This window comes from Rania fehmarnensis (assembly GCF_056494185.1).
In genome coordinates this window covers 1,591,844-1,612,216 of sequence record NZ_CM151398.1, presented here as the reverse complement: position 1 = coordinate 1,612,216, position 20,373 = coordinate 1,591,844, and the positions used below count along the sequence as shown (strand labels likewise).

14 protein-coding genes and 1 tRNA gene are annotated in these 20,373 nt (G+C 54.6%); 11 read left to right on the top strand and 4 right to left on the bottom strand.

From position 1 onward, the window contains the following. Nucleotide 1 precedes the first annotated feature (1 nt). The 6 genes from SH573x_RS05050 (at nucleotide 2) to SH573x_RS05025 (ending at nucleotide 8,948) form a co-directional block, all read left to right on the top strand. On the top strand, nucleotides 2–2,245 hold the full coding sequence (locus tag SH573x_RS05050; protein WP_479353244.1) for a serine protease: 2,244 nt from the start codon (nucleotides 2–4) through the stop codon (nucleotides 2,243–2,245). Between the two features lie 127 nt (nucleotides 2,246–2,372). After that, nucleotides 2,373–3,821, top strand: a complete 1,449-nt coding sequence (locus tag SH573x_RS05045; RefSeq protein ID WP_479353243.1) for a DUF1501 domain-containing protein — start codon at nucleotides 2,373–2,375, stop codon at nucleotides 3,819–3,821. Nucleotides 3,822–3,926: 105 nt separating this feature from the next. Further along, nucleotides 3,927–5,324, top strand: coding sequence for a DUF1501 domain-containing protein (locus SH573x_RS05040; protein ID WP_479353242.1), 1,398 nt, complete (start codon nucleotides 3,927–3,929; stop codon nucleotides 5,322–5,324). Between the two features lie 108 nt (nucleotides 5,325–5,432). Beyond that, nucleotides 5,433–6,149, top strand: coding sequence for a hypothetical protein (locus SH573x_RS05035; RefSeq protein ID WP_479353241.1), 717 nt, complete (start codon nucleotides 5,433–5,435; stop codon nucleotides 6,147–6,149). Between the two features lie 206 nt (nucleotides 6,150–6,355). Beyond that, nucleotides 6,356–7,399: a Gfo/Idh/MocA family protein gene (locus SH573x_RS05030; protein WP_479353240.1), complete on the top strand. Its 1,044-nt coding sequence runs from the start codon at nucleotides 6,356–6,358 to the stop codon at nucleotides 7,397–7,399. A gap of 202 nt (nucleotides 7,400–7,601) precedes the next feature. Further along, nucleotides 7,602–8,948, top strand: coding sequence for a hypothetical protein (locus tag SH573x_RS05025; protein WP_479353239.1), 1,347 nt, complete (start codon nucleotides 7,602–7,604; stop codon nucleotides 8,946–8,948). Nucleotides 8,949–9,045: 97 nt separating this feature from the next. On the opposite strand, the gene SH573x_RS05020 is transcribed toward SH573x_RS05025, so the two are convergent. Continuing rightward, nucleotides 9,046–9,492: an SRPBCC family protein gene (locus SH573x_RS05020; RefSeq protein ID WP_479353238.1), complete on the bottom strand. Its 447-nt coding sequence runs from the start codon at nucleotides 9,490–9,492 to the stop codon at nucleotides 9,046–9,048. A gap of 213 nt (nucleotides 9,493–9,705) precedes the next feature. On the opposite strand from SH573x_RS05020, the gene SH573x_RS05015 reads away from it, so the two are divergent. The 5 genes from SH573x_RS05015 (at nucleotide 9,706) to SH573x_RS04995 (ending at nucleotide 12,450) form a co-directional block, all read left to right on the top strand. Beyond that, nucleotides 9,706–9,779: transfer RNA gene (locus SH573x_RS05015), tRNA-Arg, on the top strand. Nucleotides 9,780–10,285: 506 nt separating this feature from the next. Then, nucleotides 10,286–10,924, top strand: a complete 639-nt coding sequence (locus SH573x_RS05010) for a hypothetical protein (protein WP_479353237.1) — start codon at nucleotides 10,286–10,288, stop codon at nucleotides 10,922–10,924. Nucleotides 10,925–11,468: 544 nt separating this feature from the next. After that, nucleotides 11,469–11,786, top strand: coding sequence for a Trp family transcriptional regulator (locus tag SH573x_RS05005; RefSeq protein WP_479353236.1), 318 nt, complete (start codon nucleotides 11,469–11,471; stop codon nucleotides 11,784–11,786). Between the two features lie 128 nt (nucleotides 11,787–11,914). Continuing rightward, nucleotides 11,915–12,337, top strand: coding sequence for a type I restriction-modification system subunit M N-terminal domain-containing protein (locus SH573x_RS05000; RefSeq protein ID WP_479353235.1), 423 nt, complete (start codon nucleotides 11,915–11,917; stop codon nucleotides 12,335–12,337). Continuing rightward, complete coding sequence (locus SH573x_RS04995) at nucleotides 12,307–12,450, top strand: hypothetical protein (protein ID WP_479353234.1); 144 nt, start codon at nucleotides 12,307–12,309, stop codon at nucleotides 12,448–12,450. Before SH573x_RS05000 ends, SH573x_RS04995 begins: the two co-directional genes overlap by 31 nt. 113 nt (nucleotides 12,451–12,563) lie before the next feature. Here the strand turns inward: SH573x_RS04995 and SH573x_RS04990 are convergent, their stop codons facing one another. The 3 genes from SH573x_RS04990 to SH573x_RS04980 all read right to left on the bottom strand — a co-directional run bounded on the left by SH573x_RS04990 (nucleotide 12,564) and on the right by SH573x_RS04980 (nucleotide 20,272). Continuing rightward, nucleotides 12,564–13,547, bottom strand: coding sequence for a formylglycine-generating enzyme family protein (locus SH573x_RS04990; RefSeq protein WP_479353233.1), 984 nt, complete (start codon nucleotides 13,545–13,547; stop codon nucleotides 12,564–12,566). Between the two features lie 933 nt (nucleotides 13,548–14,480). Further along, the gene (locus tag SH573x_RS04985) at nucleotides 14,481–16,142 is read right to left on the bottom strand and encodes a hypothetical protein (RefSeq protein WP_479353232.1); all 1,662 of its coding nucleotides are present in this window, start codon (nucleotides 16,140–16,142) and stop codon (nucleotides 14,481–14,483) included. Nucleotides 16,143–16,336: 194 nt separating this feature from the next. Next, on the bottom strand, nucleotides 16,337–20,272 hold the full coding sequence (locus SH573x_RS04980) for a M36 family metallopeptidase (RefSeq protein ID WP_479353231.1): 3,936 nt from the start codon (nucleotides 20,270–20,272) through the stop codon (nucleotides 16,337–16,339). Nucleotides 20,273–20,373 lie beyond the last annotated feature (101 nt).

Genomic DNA, 20,373 nt, shown 5'->3' with positions numbered 1-20,373 from the left:
AATGCTTCGCACATTTACCCTTGTTGCTTTCGCTTGCCTGGCTTCAGTCGTATGGGCTCCGAATTTGTGGGCCCAGTCGGTCTGTATCCCACTGCCACGTCTGCTGACGATCACGCCCATGGGTGGCCAGGTCGGTACAACCGTCGATGCCACGCTAACGGGGGATCATTTGGATGAACTGGGTGAACTGGTGTTCACGCAGCCAGGCATCACGGCCAAACCCAAGCGTGATGCGAGCGGTACGATAGAGCCGAATCGTTATCTCGTATCGATCGCTGCGGATTGCCCGCCCGGCATTCACGAAGCCCGCGTCATGTCACGCCTGGGCGTTTCATCTTCGCGAGTCTTCACCGTCGATACGCTGCCCGAGGTCACGCGCAATGCACCCAATACCACTCTCGCCACCGCTATGGAATTGCAACTCGATTCCATTTGCAATGCAGTAGCCAGCAGCAAATCGATCGACCACTATCGCTTTAGCGCGGTCCAGGGTCAGCGAATTGTTATTCATTGCGCGGGCCGAGGTATCGATTCGAAACTGGATCCAGTCTTGATCGTCGGTGACGCCATGGGCCGCGACCTGGTGGCCGAGCGGCGCGGTGGTGTGCTGGACTTTACTGCTCCAGCGGATGGATCGTATGTCTTGAAAGTGCATGACCTGACTTTCAATGGTGGACCAGCCTGGTTCTATCGCTTGTCGCTGCGTAAGCTGACTGCTGATGCAGCTTTGCCCCAGTTTGCGAGCACGCAGACCGTCAGTGCTTTCTCATGGCCACCGGCGGGACTAGCGGCTGATGCATCGGCTCGTGAAATCGAACCCAATAACGATCACGCGGTAGCGCAGAAGATAACTCTCCCTTGCGATATGAGCGGTAACTTCTATCCTGCCGCCGATGTTGACACCTACGAATTCGCAGCCACCAAAGGTGACGTATGGTGGGTCGAAGTTGCCTCGGAACGCTTGGGCCGACCAACCGATCCAGCCATCGTGGTCCAGTTGGCTTCGTCCACCGATGCCGCCACAGCCACTTATACTGACGTGGCCGAGCTAAGCGATATCGCCAGCCCGATGCGGCCCTCGAGCAATGGTTATGCATACGACGGTCCACCCTACAACGCGGGCTCAACCGATATTCTCGGCAAGCTAGAGATCAAGCAAGACGGAATCTATCACTTGCAGATCAGCGACTTGTTTGGTGGCACGCGCCAGGACCCACGCAATGTGTACCGCCTGGTCATGCGTCGGGCTCAACCCGACTTTGCCTTAGTCGCTTGGGGCCTGCACATGGAGTTGCGCAACGGCGATCGCGCAGCGCTCTCTAAACCACTTGCCCTGCGTGCCGGTCAAACGGTGGCACTAGAAGTCGTGACGGTGCGTCGCGACGGCTTTGATGCACCAATTGAATTGTCTATGGATAATCTACCCGCAGGCGTGACGGCGACAGGTATTACGATCCCCGCAGGTAAGACTCGCGGCATCATGTTGATAACCGCCAGCGAGAATGCTCAGGGCGCATTGACTGATGCTACCTTCGTAGGCCGCGCGGTCATCGATGGTCAAGCTGTATCTCGCCCATGTCGCTTGGCCCAGTTCAGCTGGCCCATTCCAGATTCGTGGGGTGAAATTCCTGTCCCACGCCTGATTACCGGCGTACCTGTTTCAGTATCCAGTGCCGACCCAGCTCCACTGACCATTCGTGCTTCCAACTCGCAACCAATCGAAGTCGCGGCGGGTCAAAAAGTGACGGTGCCACTGGCCTTGACGCGGCGCAGTGAGTTCTCCGGGTCAGTGTTCCAACTGCGCACCTTTGGCGACACCTTTGAGCGCACGCCGCAGTTTGATGTACCAGTGACTGCCGATACGGCTCAGGCGGTGCTCGATACCGGTGCACTCAAGACACCACCGGGCCAGTACACCATCGCCTTCTATGGTGGCGCGGTGGCCAAGTACCGAGACAATCCCGCGGCTGTCACGATTGCCGAAAGTGTCAAGCAGCAGGCCGACCAGGCCGTCGCCGCAGCTGAAAGCGAAGTGCAAACCTTGACCACTCAACTAGCCAGTGCGGCGGCCGAGAACAAAGCGTCGCTCGAGCAACAACTGGCCGCCGCCAAGACCAAACACGCAGCGGCTACCACAGGCGCCCAACAAGCTGCTGAAAAACTAAAAGCCGCTCAAGCCCGCTCAGCCCCGCAAGACACCGTAGACATCGTCGTCTCCGAACCCATCAAACTCATAGTCAAATAACCCGTAGCGGAATGCGTCAAGCATTTCGGTTGTGGTAGCGGAATGCGTCAAGCATTTCGAGACCGCGCTGCCGAAAGCCTTGACGGCTTCCGCTACCACAGACAAGCCTTTATCCTCAGGTGCCTCCATGAACAACCACTGTCCAGGTCCTAAAACCTACACGGCGCGCCGAGACTTCTTGCGTTTGGGGTTATCTGGCTTTGCCACGTTAACGCTGCCTCACATATTGCGTTTGCAATCGCTCGCTGCGGCCGCAGAGCCCACTAAAAACACAGAGAAGACCGCGGTCATCATGGTGTGGAAGCCAGGTGGCTGTTCGCATATCGATACGTATGACCCCAAGCCCCACGCGACCACGGAATATCGCGGACCATTCAAGCCGATCGCCACCAAAGTACCCGGGATGCAGTTCACGGAGTTGCTACCGCGCCAAGCGCAGATCGCCGACAAGTTCTCGGTTTTGCGATCGATGCGTCAAACCGCTCCTGGTCATCCGGCTGGTTCCATGCAAATGCTTTCAGGCGACTCCGATACGCGCGACAAACCCAAGCCACGCTTGCCGGATTGGATGACGGTGACCAACTACTTGCGCTCGCAAGCCGATCGCGAGGCAGTGCCCGCCAGCGGCGCAGCTCAAGACCAGAACCCACTGCCACGTTATGTCGGAGTCAATCCACCGCTGGAGTACAACGGACCGGCTTATTTGGGCGATGCGTATTCGCCATTCACCGTGCACGGCGATCCTAATTCGCCGACTTTCTCAGTCCCCAACATTGGTCTATCGGATCAAAACGAAGTCGCGCGTATCGGTCGTCGCACTAGCTTGCGTCAAAAGCTCGATACGCTCACGCGTTCCTTCGATCAACTGGGCGAACTGGGTGCGCTCGATCAGTTTGAACAGCAAGCGTATACGTTGTTGACCAATCCTCAAACTCGCCAGGCGTTTGATCTCACGCAAGAAGATGAACGCACGCGCGACCGCTACGGTCGCAACGCTTGGGGCCAACAGCTGCTCATGGCGCGGCGTTTGGTCGAAGCTGGTGTAGAGGTCATGACCACCAGTCTCTCTGGTCCGCTCTGTGGTCGCGTGCAGAACTGGGATGATCATGCCGTCAATCACCACATCTTCGATGCGCTGCGATTTCGAGCTGCCGCATACGATCAAGCAGTTACTGCACTCATCGAAGACATCTACGAGCGCGGCTTGGATAAACGCGTCTTAGTAGTGGTGACCGGCGAGTTCGGCCGCACACCCAAAATCGAATATTCACCGAGTACGGGCGCAGGTGATGCCAGTGGACCGGCCGGCACGCAGCAACCCGGTCGCGACCACTGGGTGCGCGGATTTTCGAATTTGTGGGCCGGTGGTGGTATCCAAACTGGCCAGTGCATCGGGGCCACCGACAAACGCGGCGAAGATGCCATCGAGCGCATTTGCTCAGCCGAAGATTTTCTGGCCACGATCTATCATCACTTAGGTATCGATGCCGCGCATACCTTTATCAAGGACTTCAACGGCCGACCAACGCCGCTAGTCGACCACGGTCGCCCCATTGCCGAATTAATATCCTCGTAGCGGAATGCGTCAAGCATTTCGAGACCGCGCTGCCGAAAGCCTCGACGGCTTCCGCTACCACACAACTTCAATCCTCAATCTTCAATCTTCAATCTTCAATCTCCCATGAACCACCTACGCCGCACATTTCTTCGCCATAGTTCGATGGGTATTGGTTCGCTGGCTTTGGCGAACCTGTTAGCTCGCGATGGTCTGTTGGCCAACGAGCCGGGCCAGCCGATCATTCAGCATCATACGCCACGGATCAAGCGTGTCATTTGGCTGACGATGGCCGGTGGCCCATCGCATTTGGAAACGTTTGATTACAAACCGGAACTGGGCAAACGCGATGGGCAAATGATGCCCGAGAGCATGACCAAGGGTCAGCAGATCGCTCAGTTACAAGGTCAACCGCTCAAATGTTACGGGCCGCAAACGAAATTCAAACGCTTCGGTAAGTGTGGCACCGAGATTTGTGAGTTGTTCCCTGAGATTGGTTCGGTGGTCGACGATATTTGCTTTGTGCGCTCGATGACCACCGATGCGATCAATCATGATCCGGCTCACATGTTCATGAACACGGGTTCACAAATTGCCGGTCGTCCATCGATGGGCGCTTGGGTGCTGTATGGATTGGGTAGCGAAGCGGTCGACCTGCCTGGCTTTGTAGTTTTGACTTCGTTGGGACAAGGCGGACAGAATCAACCGATCGCAGCTCGGCAATGGTCCAGCGGGCTTTTGCCTTCGCGTTATCAAGGTGTGCACTTGCGCGGCAAAGGCGAACCGGTCATGTACTTGGGTAGTCCGCCTGGCGTCTCGCGCGATGCCCAGCAGTCGCTCGTCGAAACCATCAATGCCCTTAATCAACAACGTCAACAAGCTTCGCCTGATCCCGAGATCGCCACGCGCATCGCTCAGTATGAAATGGCGTTCAAGATGCAGTCGAGCGTTCCACAACTGATGGATGCTGCCAGTGAAGGGCAGGGGACACTCGACTTGTATGGTTGCCAGGTCGGTGACGGTTCGTTTGCTTCGAACTGCTTGCTGGCTCGTCGGCTGGCCGAGCGGGGCGTACGCTTTATTCAACTCTATCACAAAGACTGGGATCATCACGGCGGCGTGAAGGACGGCGTGGAACTGAAAGCCAAAGAGATCGATCGCCCGTGTGCCGCCTTGATCAAAGACTTGAAGGCTCGCGGGTTGTGGCAAGACACTTTAATTGTCTGGGCTGGTGAGTTTGGGCGCACGCCCATGTCCCAAGGCGGCTCCGGCCGCGACCATCACAATAAAGGCTTTACGATTTGGCTGGCCGGCGGAGCTATCAAAGGCGGGCTCAGTTACGGTCAAACGGATGAACTGGGCTACGCCGCAGTTGAGAACATAGTAAGCGTCCACGACCTCCACGCAACTATGTTGCACCTCTTCGGTATCGACCATTCGCGTTTCAGCGTCAAGTTCCAAGGCTTAGATGCCCGACTTTCAGGGGTTGAGCCATGCCGCATATTGTCGGATATTTTAACTTAACGGAAAATTTTGCCTAAGACTCTTAATTTTCAGTTGCAATTCGAAAACGTCATACTTAGACTCAAAAGGCCCTGTGACGGCCCGTATCCCTCAGCCTATGGCCCTAACATGATCATACGTTCACTAGTTTTCGCTCTAACAGGCATTTGTGCGGTAATTGGCAGTTCGATAGCCCAAGCGGGTATCGTGTTAACTCCCGTGCAGACTTCATTGCCTAGTTCTACCAACGTCACCGTCAACCTCTATGCGCGATGGGACGGCAACCCGACTGGCGGCGGCATTCCCAATCCAGCCGTCAACAGTAATCGCGTGGGTGCTTACCAGTTCCGCGTCAACATTACCGGTGGTTCGGTAAGTGGCCTGGCCGCCCAGCACACAGCCAATCCCGGTTCGGCTTGGAGCGGTGTGGCCCCCTTCGCCGTGTTTCCTTCGGGCAGTCCTTCGATATCCGGTCAACAAATCGAATGGCGGGCTGCGAACACCAGCGCTGTTAACCCAATTCCAATTCCCAACGCAACCATTGGCAGCGTCAACAACCTGTCGACGCTGTTGGGCACGATTCAATTTAATGCCCCCATCGGTAACTACACCTTCAACTTTACGCCGGTTCTCAGCGCCGATTACACGAACGTTTCGGGCTTTGCGTACATTAATTCCAATGGCCCCGCTGATCAGTTTCAGCACACCTTCGCTAGCCCACCAGTGGTCATTAGCGTAGTTGCCGTACCAGAGCCGAGCACACTCGCTCTGTGTGCGTTGGGTGGTGTTGTCTATCCAGTGCGTCGCCTTCTCCGCAAGCGTAAACAAGCCCAACCGGCGGCCTAAGTGGCCAGCGTCATTCAGCAAGTATCCACCGCTGCCAAGCGGTGGAATTCTCTTTAGTCACCGCCACTGAGCGGTGGATTGCGTCGTAGCCACCGCTGCCAAGCGGTGGAATTCGGCGACAGCCAAAGTCCACCCGCCAACCCAGCCCACCGTCTGGAGACGGTGGCTACCCGGTGCGCATTTTGAGGCCCAAGGTCGATTTACGGATGAAGTATCGAGTCGCAGGCATCTCGTTTGAGCACATGCATATGGGCGATAACCTGGCTATGGTTATGGCTCATCCCGATTGCCAGCTAGTTGGCATCTGCGACAGCGATCCAGGGCGGATGGAGCGCTTCATTGCCGCTCATTCGATACCCGCTGACCAGGTCTATACTGATTGGCAACATTGTATCCAGCATGCCCGGCCAGACTTCCTGGTGCTCTGTCCATCCACCGGCGATCACGCGTTATGGGTTCAAAGATTGGCCCCGTTGGGTCTACCGCTGTTGATCGAAAAACCGATGGCAGCTACGCTCGACCAGGCTGATGCGATGATTGCTGTTTGTCGGCAGCACGACGTACGCTGGGCCATAAACTGGCCTTTAGCTTGGGTGGCCGCGCATCGCACGACCATGCGACTGATTGAGGAAGGACGCATAGGTTCGGTCAACGAAGTTCACTACTACGATGGCAACCGTGGCCCGCTCTGGCACACGGCCGGCAAAGCTGAAATCAGCGCCGCTGAGGTAGAGAACGAGAAGCCGCATAGTTGGTTTTACAAGCGCCAGTCCGGGGGTGGATCGCGGTTGGATTATCTGGGGTACGGCGTCACGCTTGGGACCTGGTTCAACGGTGGCCAGATCCCGCTGGAGGTAACCTCGGTTACCTACAACCCACCTGGACTGGAAGTCGACGAGCATTCGATCACCATTGCGAGATACGAGCGTGGCTTGAGTAAATTCGAAACGCGTTGGGGCACGTTTACCGATCCGTGGACGCATCAACCGCAACCCAAGTGTGGCTTCGTGATCGTGGGCCAGCGCGGTACGATCTCGTCGTACGATTATGAATCGCACGTGCGCGTACAAGACGCGCAGCATCCAGGTGGCATCGACATCCCCGTCGACCCACTTTTGCCTCCGTACCAGAATCCGATTCAATATTTCGTCCATTGCCTATCGACCGGCTCGCCCATCACCGGCCCCTTGAGCCCCGAGATCAGCCGCATCGGCCAACAAATAGTCGAAGCCGCCCTGCATCTTCCGTAAGGCTTATCCCCAGCCGCTCGCACCCTCTAACCAAAATATGTCACCTCTCCCAGCTTCGCTGGGGGAGGTCGCAGACGAGGCGTTCAGCCGAAGTCTGCGGGAGGGGGCTCGTTACCGAAGCGCGAGTTTCCTACTCGTACTCCTGGGTTATGATTCAGAGAGGAACTAAAAGTCTCTACCGTGTGCCCAAGGCGGCCAACCCATGCTCATCCATGCCGAAGAATTCAACGTCGCTCCCAACAAGAACTGCACCAAGGAGCTACAAGCTGCCTGTGAGGCTGCGGTCAAAGTAGGAGGCGAGCTGCTCATCAAACCCGGAACGTACTTGGCGAATGTAGACCTGAAGGATGTGCGGGGCATGATCTTGCGGGGCAGTGGTCGCAACACCACGATCATCAAAGGTATCGCGCCCGATAAACCGACGCTGCGCGTCGATGGCCTGTGGTACAGTCGCATTCAAGACATTGGCTTTGGAGTCAGTGAGGGCTTGAAGACTCGCGCCGTGGTTGAGATCGATGGCGGCCCCAAACGTGGCGTGCAGGGCAATACTTACGATAACTTGTCTATCAACGGTGCGGGAGTCGATAAGGGTGGCCGCTCGCGTTATGGTTTGGCGATGTGCCCAGCGGGCGGCAATGGTGCGCAAGGCAGCGAGCAATGCTTCATCAATTGTCACTTTATCAGTGCGACCGAAGCTCTCTACTTTCAGAAAGGTTACAACGCGCTGAACAATCAGTTCATTGGGGGCAACTTTCAAGACTTTGACAAGCATGGCATACAAGTCATCTTTGGCGGATTCCATGTGTTGGGTGTCGGTTTCCAGTCGACCAAAGGCTATCAGCAGATTCTCAACAATGGCTGGGACATTGTGGCCGATTCGGGCGGGGTAGGGGATGCGATCCTGGTCGCCGGTTGTCGCACCGAGTCATTGCGATTCTATAAAGGCTGTGGCTCGCAACCGCCGCAGATCATGTCATGTTTGCAACGTCATGCCGTACCGGTTTGGCAAAAGGGCCAAAAGTATAAAGCCAACGATGCCGTCGCAGTCGTCTTTCCGGCCACCGCTTCTGCGGCCCCCAAGACCTGGATCATGCGCTGCCAGAAGGACCACACTTCGGAGGCAGAGCCCAACTGGCAATCACCTGGCCCACTCTGGGAAGTTCAGACGTTTGCAGTTGTCGATATAGCTGGTGGCATCATCGACAATTGCAACTTTCAAGTTGGTGATGTGATCCATCGCACCGACGCTCGCGACGTAGGCGTACAAGTATCGGAGGACTACGCGGTACCTGAATATGTGCGTCACGTATTTGTCGATGCCTCCAAGGGTCCTGTCAAGATCGTCATGCCCTGGTCACACGGCTTCCCCCACGGCACCGAGTTCACCATCATCAAAGGTGATAACACGCCCAACGTGGTCACCGTTGAGAGCGCCTACATCGACAACGAATCTATAAACTCGCTCAACCTCACGCTCAAGAATCGCTTCTTGCGTCTCAAAGCCCTAGGCGGCGGAACCCTAGCTCGCCGCTTCTACCGCGTCTCCTAACTGTGGCATAGGCTTCCAGCCTGTGTCTTCTGTGGCATAGGCTTCCAGCCTGTGTCTTCTGTGGCATAGGCTTCCAGCCTGTGTCTATCCACTAGCCTTAGACTGCTCCCTCTTCGATCATGCGTTTAATATTCTGCATAGCATCGATAGTTTGCGAAGCCACCCCGCGTCGAATCATGGGGGTCATTATTTTCATCATAAAGCTCTGCGGGTTCATGGTGATCAGGTGCACCAGGCGTGTGTTGGCTCCGGCGGGAGAGATGGTGAAATCGACGACGACTTCCATCAATTTGTCGGCGTATTTGCAGTAGAGCTTTTGATTTTCGACGCGCTGGAGGATCTCGCCTTGCATCGTGCCCTGCTGTCCGGCTTGCGAGTACTCATAGCGCAGTTTATCGCCGACCTGGTTTGGACCGGGAACGACTTTTTCAAGTTTGGTACAGGGCCCCAGCCACTGCGGAGTCCGCGGCAGATCGTCAAGAAAAGCGAACGCCACCTCCGGCGAGCACTCCACCTCTACCGCATACTCATATTCAATGGTCATCAAACCCTCGCTTTAGTATGAAACTTCAAATCCACACCTCGCCCCCCGCCTACATCACTTCAAACCTCAAATCCTCGTTGCTCTCCGCCGGCAATCCCTTTCTCCCAAGTGCCAGTCAAGCTAAAATACGCCTTCGCCGCGCCGCCAGCAACCGCCCTACCATCCACCGCCCCTTCAAGCGTGCGCACATTTCGTCCGCAGCCAAACACACTCGCTCCCGTAGCTCAGTTGGATAGAGCATCGGATTTCTAATCCGACGGCCGTAGGTTCGAATCCTACCGGGAGTGCTCTGTTCGTAACCATTTCTTCTTACGCCAATCAGAGTGTCCAACCACGACCTCGGTTTATGTCCGCACCCTTTGCTAGCATTAGGTTAGCCGCTAGTTTTGAGTGATTTGAGTTTTGACATAAAACTAAGTGTCTATATCGTAGGTCGCTGTTATTTTGGTCAGCCACTTGCTGGGATCAGTGGGTTTCATCGCGGATACTTCATGGCAAAATGCTTGATCGCGGCCCTCGACTCTTCGGTGGCCTCTTGGATCGCAAGCCTCCGTGCGCTTGGCGATGAAACGCTAATCTCTGCCGAAAAGTCCCACACGAGCGGTCCGCGAACATTGTCTGAAGTGGTTATGGCGAATAGCATTAATGGGAGCTGCCCGCGATCCTATACCCACCTCATTAAAAATACCCTCCCACCTCGTCAAGGGTAAATGCTATGTCCAGCAGCGCGCATAAGTTGATCTTCGAAGAAGTCGATTCTTGGCCGCTCGTAAAGCGACACTCGCCACTGCTTGTGTCCGACGAGTCGCATTTCGCGGAGATTGTCCCCAAAATTGCGAAGGATGATAGGCTCGCGTTTAGCTTATTGGGCGAGCATCTTTCGCGGCATGGTGTGCGACTGCAAAAAGGGACAGGCCAGGAAAGCGCAGGGCACTTCGCCCACGAAACTCTCATTGGCATGTTGCAAGCCATCTACGCCCAGCAGGGCGCAAACGGTTTGGTGTTGAAGCGTCTTTTCTGTACGCAAATCCGCGACATCTCGCTGCACTGCTTTGTGAATTCCAACAATCGACCAGTCGTTGCCTTGCCACGGCGTCTTAACCTTTACCGAACGATTGAACCTGTAAGCTGGGACGCGACACCTTTGGCACAGTTAGGTCACATCTTTGCTAACTTGGCGTGGCAGAATTCCATGGATGAACAGCGGAAATGGATCTCGAGTCTAACCGTCGCGGGCATCCCCAATCAACGCGACAACATTAAGCTCCTCGCCTACAGTCTGTTTCCCGAGGAGCCTAAACTGGTTGCCGACTTCGCGAATCTGTCCATTCGATTCGCAGGATACAGTGGAGCCAGCAACACGTCCCTGCAGGCCGCTTCCAAATTTTGGGCGTGGCACAAGATCCCAACGGTGCCACGAACGTTTAGCTAGTTCGGGTGGTAACCTGTAGTACTCCTCGAGCAGCCATTTCAATGGCTTCTACCACTCCCTCGAACTTGGACAAAGATACCTCCTGCAGGTCGCAGTCTAAAATGGACTTCCCCAGCTCAATTTCATGATTGAGTCGCTCAGCCAGTCCCGACCATGGAAGTTCCAGTTGGACACTTATACGTCCCTGTCTATTGGCCACTATGTAGCCAACTGGCGCACCGGATTTGTCTATGACATCGCCCAGGATCATCGTATCGCTCGTGCTGCAAAGTCTAGTAGTAACTCTACCTTGATTCACGGACTGCGTTTTTTCAAGCGTTTCGGAGGTCGAAGCACTCGATTCTGGTAAGTCTGTCCGAGCACTTATAGCTTTGTTCCGCCCCGACGTAAATGTCGATTTCATGCTTCACCCAGCATTCATAGAGGCCCTGTTTCATCCGTCGGGCATTTAATCTACCATTACGTCGCACGATTGCAATCAGTTGCCATGGCAGCATCGCAACATGCTGCAAGCTAATTATTGGGGCGAGCGCGAGGAAAGTGAATGAACCAAATTGACTCAGGTGAACCAAAGGTCGCCTTCCTGGCTCGGCTCTTTGTCACTGTCAGCACGGTGGAGGAAGCGCAAAACGTCATTCACGACCTCTTTACCGAAGCGGAAATGAAGGATCTTGATCGCAGGCTTGAAATCGCAGTCGAGATTCATCGCATGAGCCAAGGACTTCCCTCTTCTAAACGAACATTTGCTGAAATCGCGCGACACTTGGATGTCGCCCCTGGAACAGTTACCAAAGTTAAAAACTGCACCTTTGGAGAACGGTCCACTGGTGAACTTGCAAGCATTATCGAAAGGCTAGCGTAGCTGCCACCATCCGGCTCAACGCTTAGCACTTCCGATTTCACCGCGAAACCATTGATTGCTAGCTTGATCCAAACGCTGCAGTCTTTGGCGCCGAGCAACAACAGCTACCGAGCTAGGAACAGCTACCGATGGATCAAGCCACCCGCAACAAAATCGTCTCCTTCATTTGGGGGATTGCCGACGACGTCTTGCGAGACCTGTTCAAGCGCGGCAAGTATCCCGACGTCATTCTGCCTATGTGCGTGCTGCGGCGGCTCGATACAGTTCCGCTCGACACACACCAGAAGGTTCTCGATACCAGAGCCTTGCTCGACACAGCAGGTATTACGGAACAGCGACAAGCCCTTTGCGATGCTGCGGGACAGGCTTTCTATAACACCTCGAAGTTTACATTGCGCGATCTGCAATCCCGCAACAGCCAACAACAACTGCGGCAAGACTTCGAAGATTACCTCGACGGTTTCTCTCCCAACGTTCAAGACATCCTCGAGAACTTCAAGTTCCGTAACCGATCCCGACATTGTCCAAAGCCGACGCACTTGGTTTATTGATCGAAAAATTCTGCAATCCCGAAATCAATTTCAGTTCCAAACCAGTGCTCAATGCCGACGGCAGCATTCGCCATCCGGCCATGGACAATCACTCCATGGGCACCATCTTTTAAGAACTGGTCCGCAAGTTCAACGAAGACAATAACGAAGAGGAGTGCTCAATTGAATGGTCGTGCGATTGGTTGCTGTCGGCAGAGGAACAGTCGAGTCAAGCAAGTCTTAGTGATCACTTACTGGATCGTACAATGCGGAAGCCGAGCACGTTAGAGGGCTTGAAGGTTGGCTCGTAACGGCAGCGGTGGGCCGAGCGACAGAGATAGGCGGGCCCGTAGTAACAGCCGCCACGGATTACTCGCTCTTTGCCAAACGACGGGCCGGTGGGATCTTCTTTGGGAGACTTACCATAATAGCTTGACGAATAAATGTCCTCGCAATGTTCCCAAAGATTGCCGTGCATGTCGTACAGCCCGAATGCATTGGGCTCGAAGCTCTTGACCGCAGCGGTGCGTCTCAGATGCGGGCCTCGCTGTGCATCGCCGTAAGGTTGCTCGCCGTCAAAGTTCGCTTGCAAACTGCTCAGATTGTCACCCAGGCTGAACGTGGTTTTACTGCCCGCACGACAAGCGTACTCCCATTCTGCCTCGGTGGGCAAGCGAAAGCCCTGGCCCCCCACCACAGTCACCTTGGCAGCCATGATGTTGAGGTTGCTCATCTTGGTGTCTTCCAGCTGGTAATAGGCTGTGAGCCCCGCCTTTTCACTCAAGCTATTGCAAAAGGCGACAGCATCGAACCAACTGACCGTATCGACCGGCAGTTGCTCCGTATCGATACTCGAGACCAGTTCTTTACCCTTACCCGCAGGCGCAAAATAGCTTGGATTGTTGCCCACTATTTTCGAGTACTGTCCCTGCGTGATCTCCGTTTGCGACATCAAGAATTCACGCGATATCCTGACGCTGTGGCTTGGGCCTTCGGACTTGAACTCCGAGGCTGTCAGACTGCTCTTTTGTGCTACAACCTCAGCGGGCTCATTGGCTCCCATCGCGAAAGAGCCGGCGGGAATTCGAACCAGGAGGATTCCAGCGGGAGCTTCGACAACCGATTGTTCTTGTGCCAGCACGCTGGAGAGCGGCAGCGTCGCGCCGCCCGATAGGACTACAGTCAGAAGAATCTTAGTCAAATATTGATCCAGCCGCTGCAGCATCGTCATTGGTCCAGGTAGGTATATCGCTTTCACTTTTACACGCATCTACGCTCAGGAGAGTCGCGCCCCATAGTGTAGCACCTCACGTTTGGCCAACTCAACGGACTACAATGAAAGTTTCGTTTACAGGCGCAATCGCCTGAGATTAGCTCCCCTGTCAAATCACCAAATGCTCTAGACGTCAACCAATGCTTGCTCTTCTTCCTACTCCTACTCGTCTGTCAGCATGATGCCCGAGTAGGAGTAGGAGTAGGAGTAGGAGTAGGAGTAGGAGTAGGAGTAGGAGTAGGAGTAGGAGTAGGACTGCGTAAAGCGAAATCGGTCAGCGGTTTCAGATTGACCTTCTGCACAAACCGCGTCACGCTGACTCGCAAAGGATGGCGGTCTTTCGCCGCTCCAAGGATTCACAGTTGCGCACACTATCATTAGCAATGTGCCGTGACTTTTCACGCAAAAAGACAACCATTAAATAGAATTTAATCCAAGAATGTCTATCGACAAACGAATAACTTTCGACGTCGATATGCAAAACTGCAACTTATGGGTCAGCTAAAATGTTTGGTCTTGGTCTCTTAGAAATCTTGTTCCTATTTGCCCTGCTAGGTATTGTGGCAATGTGCATTGCCTATTTTTTGATTCGTGCTGCAAATCGAGACAATCAGCCCCATCGTTAGCACAACGGCCGGCGGCTGACGCACGCCGGCGGAGGTTATGCCGGCCCTTCAGGCCTGATCGAAGGTCAGCAACCTTCGTTACCGATCGTCGCAAGCTGCAAAAATACTTTACACATAAACTAATTGCGGCGTGGCTCACCATCGATTTTGTGTCGGTGGGAGCATGACTGGTTAGCTGGGCTGGGCATCGAACAAGCCGCTCAGTCATCGGTCCATCGAGACAAGCTCGGTGGTGACAGCGGCGGCTCGATGACCGGGACTTGCCTCACTTGGTGGCTTTAATTCCGTCGATCGCTTCTTGCATGCGCTCAAGCGTGTCGCGGTTGCGCATGGTTCCATGTTGAGCGTAACGTCGAACAAACGTCTCAGTGGCGGCGAGGGTGTCGGAATCAGCCCTGGCAGGTTTTGGGCAGGCGGCTGCCAGTGAGAGGTAGAGCTTGATGCTCTCCGGCGGCATGTCGGCATCGAAGAGTCTTTTGGCCAGCCGCTGGGCGAACTGCTCCTGCGTGAGATCCAAGTTCCAACAACGCTCGCGAAACCAGTACTGATGCGAAAAGTAAGGCATCGTATAAGGATGAAAGTTGCGCGGATGATCTACTCCAATCTTCGCCCAGCCGGTCCAAGGATTGCCAAACCCCATCCCGGGATCCCAGCTGGTAACCATGCCGGTCAGCGTGGCTTCCACCGGCTCCGGTGGCATCGACGAACCGTGATAGGAACTCATCACTTGTGTCGTATGCCAACGCAACACCAAGGGATGTTCCAAGGTGGCCTTATCGTCCAGTGGATTACCCCAAGCCCAAAACCAGTGCAGGCTGTCAGGTGCGATTTGGTGAACGGCCTGGCGATAGTCACGCGAGTTGAAGCGACCAATAGCGATGGCCGACTCGAACTCAGGCCGCGCAGCTTGAACTTGTTTCAGCAGGCGATCCAACGCAGCGACATGTTTGCTCCAGACTTGTCTGTCCGCCTCGGCTCCTTCACCGGTGGGTTCTATGTAAAGTCCATCCGCGTTAGGCAATGCCGCCAGGAGGTCGAGGTAATACTGAATGCCAGTGGCCATCCCTGGCTCATCCAGTTCGATGGGCTTCTCTCCTCCGCCAGCACCGATGCGGGCGACACGTTCAGCCGTCGATCCACTGGCCGACTCCTTGTGATGCCAGGTGAACCATCCTCCACCGATGTAAAACTTCATGCCTTCGCTATGCGTCAGTTCGATCAAGCTGCGGACGTTATTTAAGTCCCCCAACTCGCTGTTTTGATAGATACCGCCATACTTCGGAAGTAGTGGAAAACCATTCAACCAGAACCAGTTTCGGTTAAGCGTCAGCTCCGAGTTGAACTCTAAAGCTCTGCGCCATGCGTCGAGCGAATCGTAGGCGGACCAGCATGGCAGCATGTAGCAGGCGCGATATGCTACTGCAGGTTGCATCGTCACATCCAGTGGCCAAGGTACGCTGGCGGAATCTTGGGTAACCGCCATGCGATAGTAAACCAATTCCTGGCAAGCGTGCTTCAGTCCCAGTGCCGTCTTGGCATGGAGGATGATCAACTGCCGTTGATCCAGCTCATTCGTAAGAATTTGAAAGCCTTCGCTGCCCACTCGAGCTTCATCGAGCTGCAGTCCACGAGCGACCAGCTCCCGTAAAGTGGTATTGTTCTCTTGATTGCCAACGATGACATACGAGCCGACCAGCTTGATGTTCTGAGCGATGGGCAATTGCCATTTGTACGATCGCTGCAAGTAGCCGTTAAGCGTATTAGCAACCAAGTCACGAGTCGGCCCCTGCTCATCGGGCAAGATAAGATAAGCACCAGGCTTTGCAGATCGACATATTTCCAGCGACTGTGCCCACGCATCAGCGGGCAACATCCCAGCGAAGATGCAACCGGCGAGCATCAACCAGAGGAAAGAGACTTTGTGCACGAGTGATATCATCGGATCCTCTATGGCGGTAGTGCCAATGCTTTACGCATAAACTATTTACCAACTACTCTCCACCGACCTTGCGTCGGTGGAAGCACGACTGGTAGGCTAGGGTTCTGCGACCTAGCCAATCAGTCATCGGACCACCGAGACGAGCTCGGTGGGGCCGAAGAAGACCCAATACTTTATTAAAGTCATTTGCGTTCGGCGACCTGATTAAGTCGGTCAACGACCAGCAGCGCGTCGCTAGGAGTTACCAGGCCGTCGCCATTGACGTCAAAGAGCTCATCAACACGCTCAGCGGCTAATAGAGACTGGGGCAAGCGACCATTTGTAGAACTGATGTGACGATTATTCAGTTCATCGATCAGGAGCAGCGCATCGAGCGGAGTGACTTGCATGTCGCCGCTGGTATCAAAGGGATCGATCTGATTCTGCCAGGGTGAGATTTGCAGGCTACTTTGTTTGAATGACTCCACCACAGGCGCTCCAACCAAAACAGCCGCAACGGCTTCAACTTTGACATGGTACTCTCCGCTTCCGGCTATACGGCGAACGTCGATGCGATGGCGCCCACTCTCGACGGCTGTGTAATTGAGAATCATCTCGCCAGACGAATTGAAGGTCGTTGTGAAGATCGCGCTGGAACCTGACGGACGAAGAATAGCCAATCGGGGCGACAGATCATTCAACGGCAGAATGTTGGCTCCCTCTCCAATCAGCGTTAACGTTGCTCGAATCGTCTGGCCACTTGTTAACTGAATATCGTCTAAATCGCGTGTGTCCATCGCATCGACGTGACCCAGCATGGCTCCTGGCAACGTCAGCATGTGATTGGGCGTAATATTTCCACTGGAGTTCTCTGTGTCGAGCGCCAGGGCTTCGGTGACCGACAGGTAATAGTCGAAGCTTTCACGACCATACAAACGTACTGAATAGTTTCCGGTCGCCGGCAACACGTAATCGACCAACCCCAAATCGTAATTCGACACCGTCGTCGTCGTCGAGAGCGGCTTGGTGGATGCCGTTGCCAGAACCGCATTTGTCTCGGTAAGTAGCCGCATGAAGGTAGAACCGATGGAACCGGTGTTGATGGCGTCCATGGCTACATCGATGCGCTGGCCGGCGACACCCGAAAATCGAAACTCATCTATGTCTTCTACGATGGCCAAGTCGATGTGGTCACCATTATTCACCGCCACGGTGTTGTAGCTGAACTGCGTTGGCGCTACTACTGTGACGGCTCCAATCGTGGCTGAAATGCCATTGTTTAAGTTTGCGTCTCCGAAGTCGACATCTTGATACGCGAACCGGGCCAGGTAAGGCCCCGAGGCAGGCACTTGCAGTTGAAAAGTAACGCTACCGATGTTGTTGTAGTGTGGACGATTATGCCACTGCACAACGAGCGTGGGAACGCCGGCCACGTTCAATTCTTGCCAGTAGACATTGCCAGTATCGGAGTCGATGTCATCCCAAAAAGGCAGCAGGGCCAGGGGCACTGATGGCAAGGAACTGATAGGAGAATTGTCTACCGGCAATTCGCCTGAGGTGCTCGCCAAGACTCCGCCATTGTTGCTAACTCGAACCGCACCTGCAGGCAGCATGGAATTGCCCACAGTCGTGACAATGGTGTTTGTCCCATCATCTGATAAATTCAGCGGAACTCCCGTGGCGGAAATATCGATAAACTTGCTGGGATCATTTAACTTGGTGAACCTGACTCCTGCCGCCGAAGAGGCAACGGCGCTATTGGTAGTGCCGACTGATAAAAGTGAACTGGTGAAGTTAATATTCAGTTCGTTATCGAAGTTCGAATCTCCGATCTGCGATTCCAAAGCAGCATTGCGTGCGGCCTGCACACGCACGCCTGTGGGCTGATTTGAAGAAACTACAAGAGTGAATCCACCGCCAGTTGTCAGGCTCCAGGGTGGGATCACCACGGCGGCGCCCGGAGTTGGCGAGCTGGCGGGACCGCGAGCGGAACTGCCCGTCTCACGAAGGATTCGGACGGTCAAGGTGGCCGCTGGATTTTCGGGGGTAATAACGAAACTTGTCTTAGTGCCAGTCTCGGCCGCGAAATCAAGACGCCGCTCACCGCCGGGTGTGGATATGGACAGCATTTTTCTGTCGACCGAAGAAATCGTGCTACCTATTAAACCTTCACGTTGAAATTCTATGCGCTCAATCAACGGCACATCGTACGCAGCCACCACGTTGGTACTGGTGGCAGGACCAGACACCGCGCTGACTCCCATGCCTCGGCGTGCGAAGACTTGCCAAATAGTACCCATATGCTCGCCGCCGTAAAGCAACTCGTCAGCCGCTAGGATGGCATCACGCGCGTCGAGAAAGGTCGGATTAACCGGTTGAAGTTTGAGCGCTTGCACAATCAATCGTAGGGCTACATTGTTACCGCCAGTTGTGCCATTGAGATTGGTGTTAAATCCCAAACCGGCATCCGCCAGATTGGGATCCAGTGTATTACCACCGATCAGTGCCCAATGCAGATCCCACAGGGTTGCCGCCCAAGTTTCGCCAACGAAGTGTACGAGTGTCTGATTCTGAATGTCCGAAAACACGTGTGTATTGACGGCCATGTCATAGCTGTAGCGCTGCGTGCGAATGCCTAGACCATTGGAAGGTTGTCCCAGTGCGTAAGTGCCAATCCCTCGGCCCTCCAGGGCTGTGTCAGAGGAGCCTTGTGTAAAGGCCAACGCAAAGTAGTCGCTCCAGCCCTCACCCATGCCACCGCCTTGTAGGCCGACGAGCACCGAGGAATTGGCTGGGCCACCGGTTAAACGCTTCGTCACTCCGTGACCGAACTCGTGAGCGACCACGCCGTTATCGAACGAGCCGCTGTGACCTGGAGAAGGCGCCGTCCAGCGAAACATTTGCATGCGCGGACTGGTACCATCGGGCGGCGTCGACATATTGGCGTTGTTTGTGCCCGAGCCATCCAAATCTTCAGCGTTCAGCGGATCATTGCCCAAGCCGCCCGCCCCGTAATTGTTAACCTGAAAGTTGCCTGACGCGGCGTTAAAGCCCTTGTTACCAAACACATCGTGCAGAACATTGGTGACATAAAACAAGTTAATCGTCGAGGCGGCAGCAGAGCTGGCCGGAGGCAGGCTGAAATCCAACGTGGATGTGAAAATGAGGTTCGTGCCGCCCGAGGGACTTGAGCCAGCATCTGGAGCATTGTTTGCGTCCACATCTGTATAGGCGTTGGTGTTGTTACCAGTGGTCAGCAATGATTCGGAACCGGCGACGCCATTCAGGTCGTGCCAGCCAAAAGGAGATTGCGTAGCGTTTTGCGGATTTACGACGGTCGTTCGACCGCCATCACTGGGGCTCTCTTTGGGTAGAGCAAACACTTGATATTGTGCGTCGGAGCTCCAATTGGCCACGTGCATTACTTGACCATCTATGGCACTGACTGACGCATCCAGCCATGCATCGCTGGCCACTGGTTGAACATTCAATCTCCAACCTGGTTCTAATGTCCCATCAGGTAAAGGAATATAGATCTTCTCGTAAGCCACTGGCTCGCGGGCCAAGCCGGGTACCGTTAGCGCGTCAAAGCGTCTACCGCCAATAACCGATTCGGTTCGCGGCGCGGAGTGCAGACTAAAGCTCGACCATCCAAATTCCTCCGCGATTGAACCAAGTGCGAGTTCAGGTGATAGAGAGGCAAATTGTAACTTGGAGTCGATTTTCGAATCGGTGGTAACGAACGACGAATAGCCCCTGACTTGACCATTATCGGCGATTGTCAAGTTCGCAGTTGCGTTGACAATATCGATACCTGCGGTTGTTTGTTGAAGGTAGACCAATGTAGCTCGGAGATCTGTATCGTAATGGGTATGGGTTACGCGGTAAGTTGGCAGATCTTGAGTGGAGTTAACCAGACCACTGGTGTAGGCCGTCAATACGTTTTGCCAATTGTTTTTCGCTGAGAAGGTAGCATCGGCAGAGTGGGGCAGCGAAAGGGCACGCGAGGCTGGGTACCACCAGTCCTCCACCATATGGTCATGATCACCTAAGTCACCAGCCAATAGCTGACGATGTTCGAGCCGTTCGACGGACAGACGCACACAACGACGAACTGGGGTGGTGCTTCTCGAATGCATTTTAGACTCTTCTGACCAGAACGACTGAAGGGGCGAACCGGGCAGGATACTCTTTTCCGTCACGACTATCTAGCAAGAAGCAGAATTTGGTCAACGTACAG

Bases quoted from the DNA above. Each gene is read 5' to 3' on its own strand.
- SH573x_RS05050 (WP_479353244.1), top strand. From the start codon at position 2: ATGCTTCGCACATTTACCCTTGTTGCTTTCGCTTGCCTGGCTTCAGTC.
- SH573x_RS05045 (WP_479353243.1), top strand. From the start codon at position 2,373: ATGAACAACCACTGTCCAGGTCCTAAAACCTACACGGCGCGCCGAGAC.
- SH573x_RS05040 (WP_479353242.1), top strand. From the start codon at position 3,927: ATGAACCACCTACGCCGCACATTTCTTCGCCATAGTTCGATGGGTATT.
- SH573x_RS05035 (WP_479353241.1), top strand. From the start codon at position 5,433: ATGATCATACGTTCACTAGTTTTCGCTCTAACAGGCATTTGTGCGGTA.
- SH573x_RS05030 (WP_479353240.1), top strand. From the start codon at position 6,356: ATGAAGTATCGAGTCGCAGGCATCTCGTTTGAGCACATGCATATGGGC.
- SH573x_RS05025 (WP_479353239.1), top strand. From the start codon at position 7,602: ATGCTCATCCATGCCGAAGAATTCAACGTCGCTCCCAACAAGAACTGC.
- SH573x_RS05020 (WP_479353238.1), bottom strand. From the start codon at position 9,492: ATGACCATTGAATATGAGTATGCGGTAGAGGTGGAGTGCTCGCCGGAG.
- SH573x_RS05005 (WP_479353236.1), top strand. From the start codon at position 11,469: ATGAACCAAATTGACTCAGGTGAACCAAAGGTCGCCTTCCTGGCTCGG.
- SH573x_RS05000 (WP_479353235.1), top strand. From the start codon at position 11,915: ATGGATCAAGCCACCCGCAACAAAATCGTCTCCTTCATTTGGGGGATT.
- SH573x_RS04990 (WP_479353233.1), bottom strand. From the start codon at position 13,547: ATGACGATGCTGCAGCGGCTGGATCAATATTTGACTAAGATTCTTCTG.
- SH573x_RS04980 (WP_479353231.1), bottom strand. From the start codon at position 20,272: ATGCATTCGAGAAGCACCACCCCAGTTCGTCGTTGTGTGCGTCTGTCC.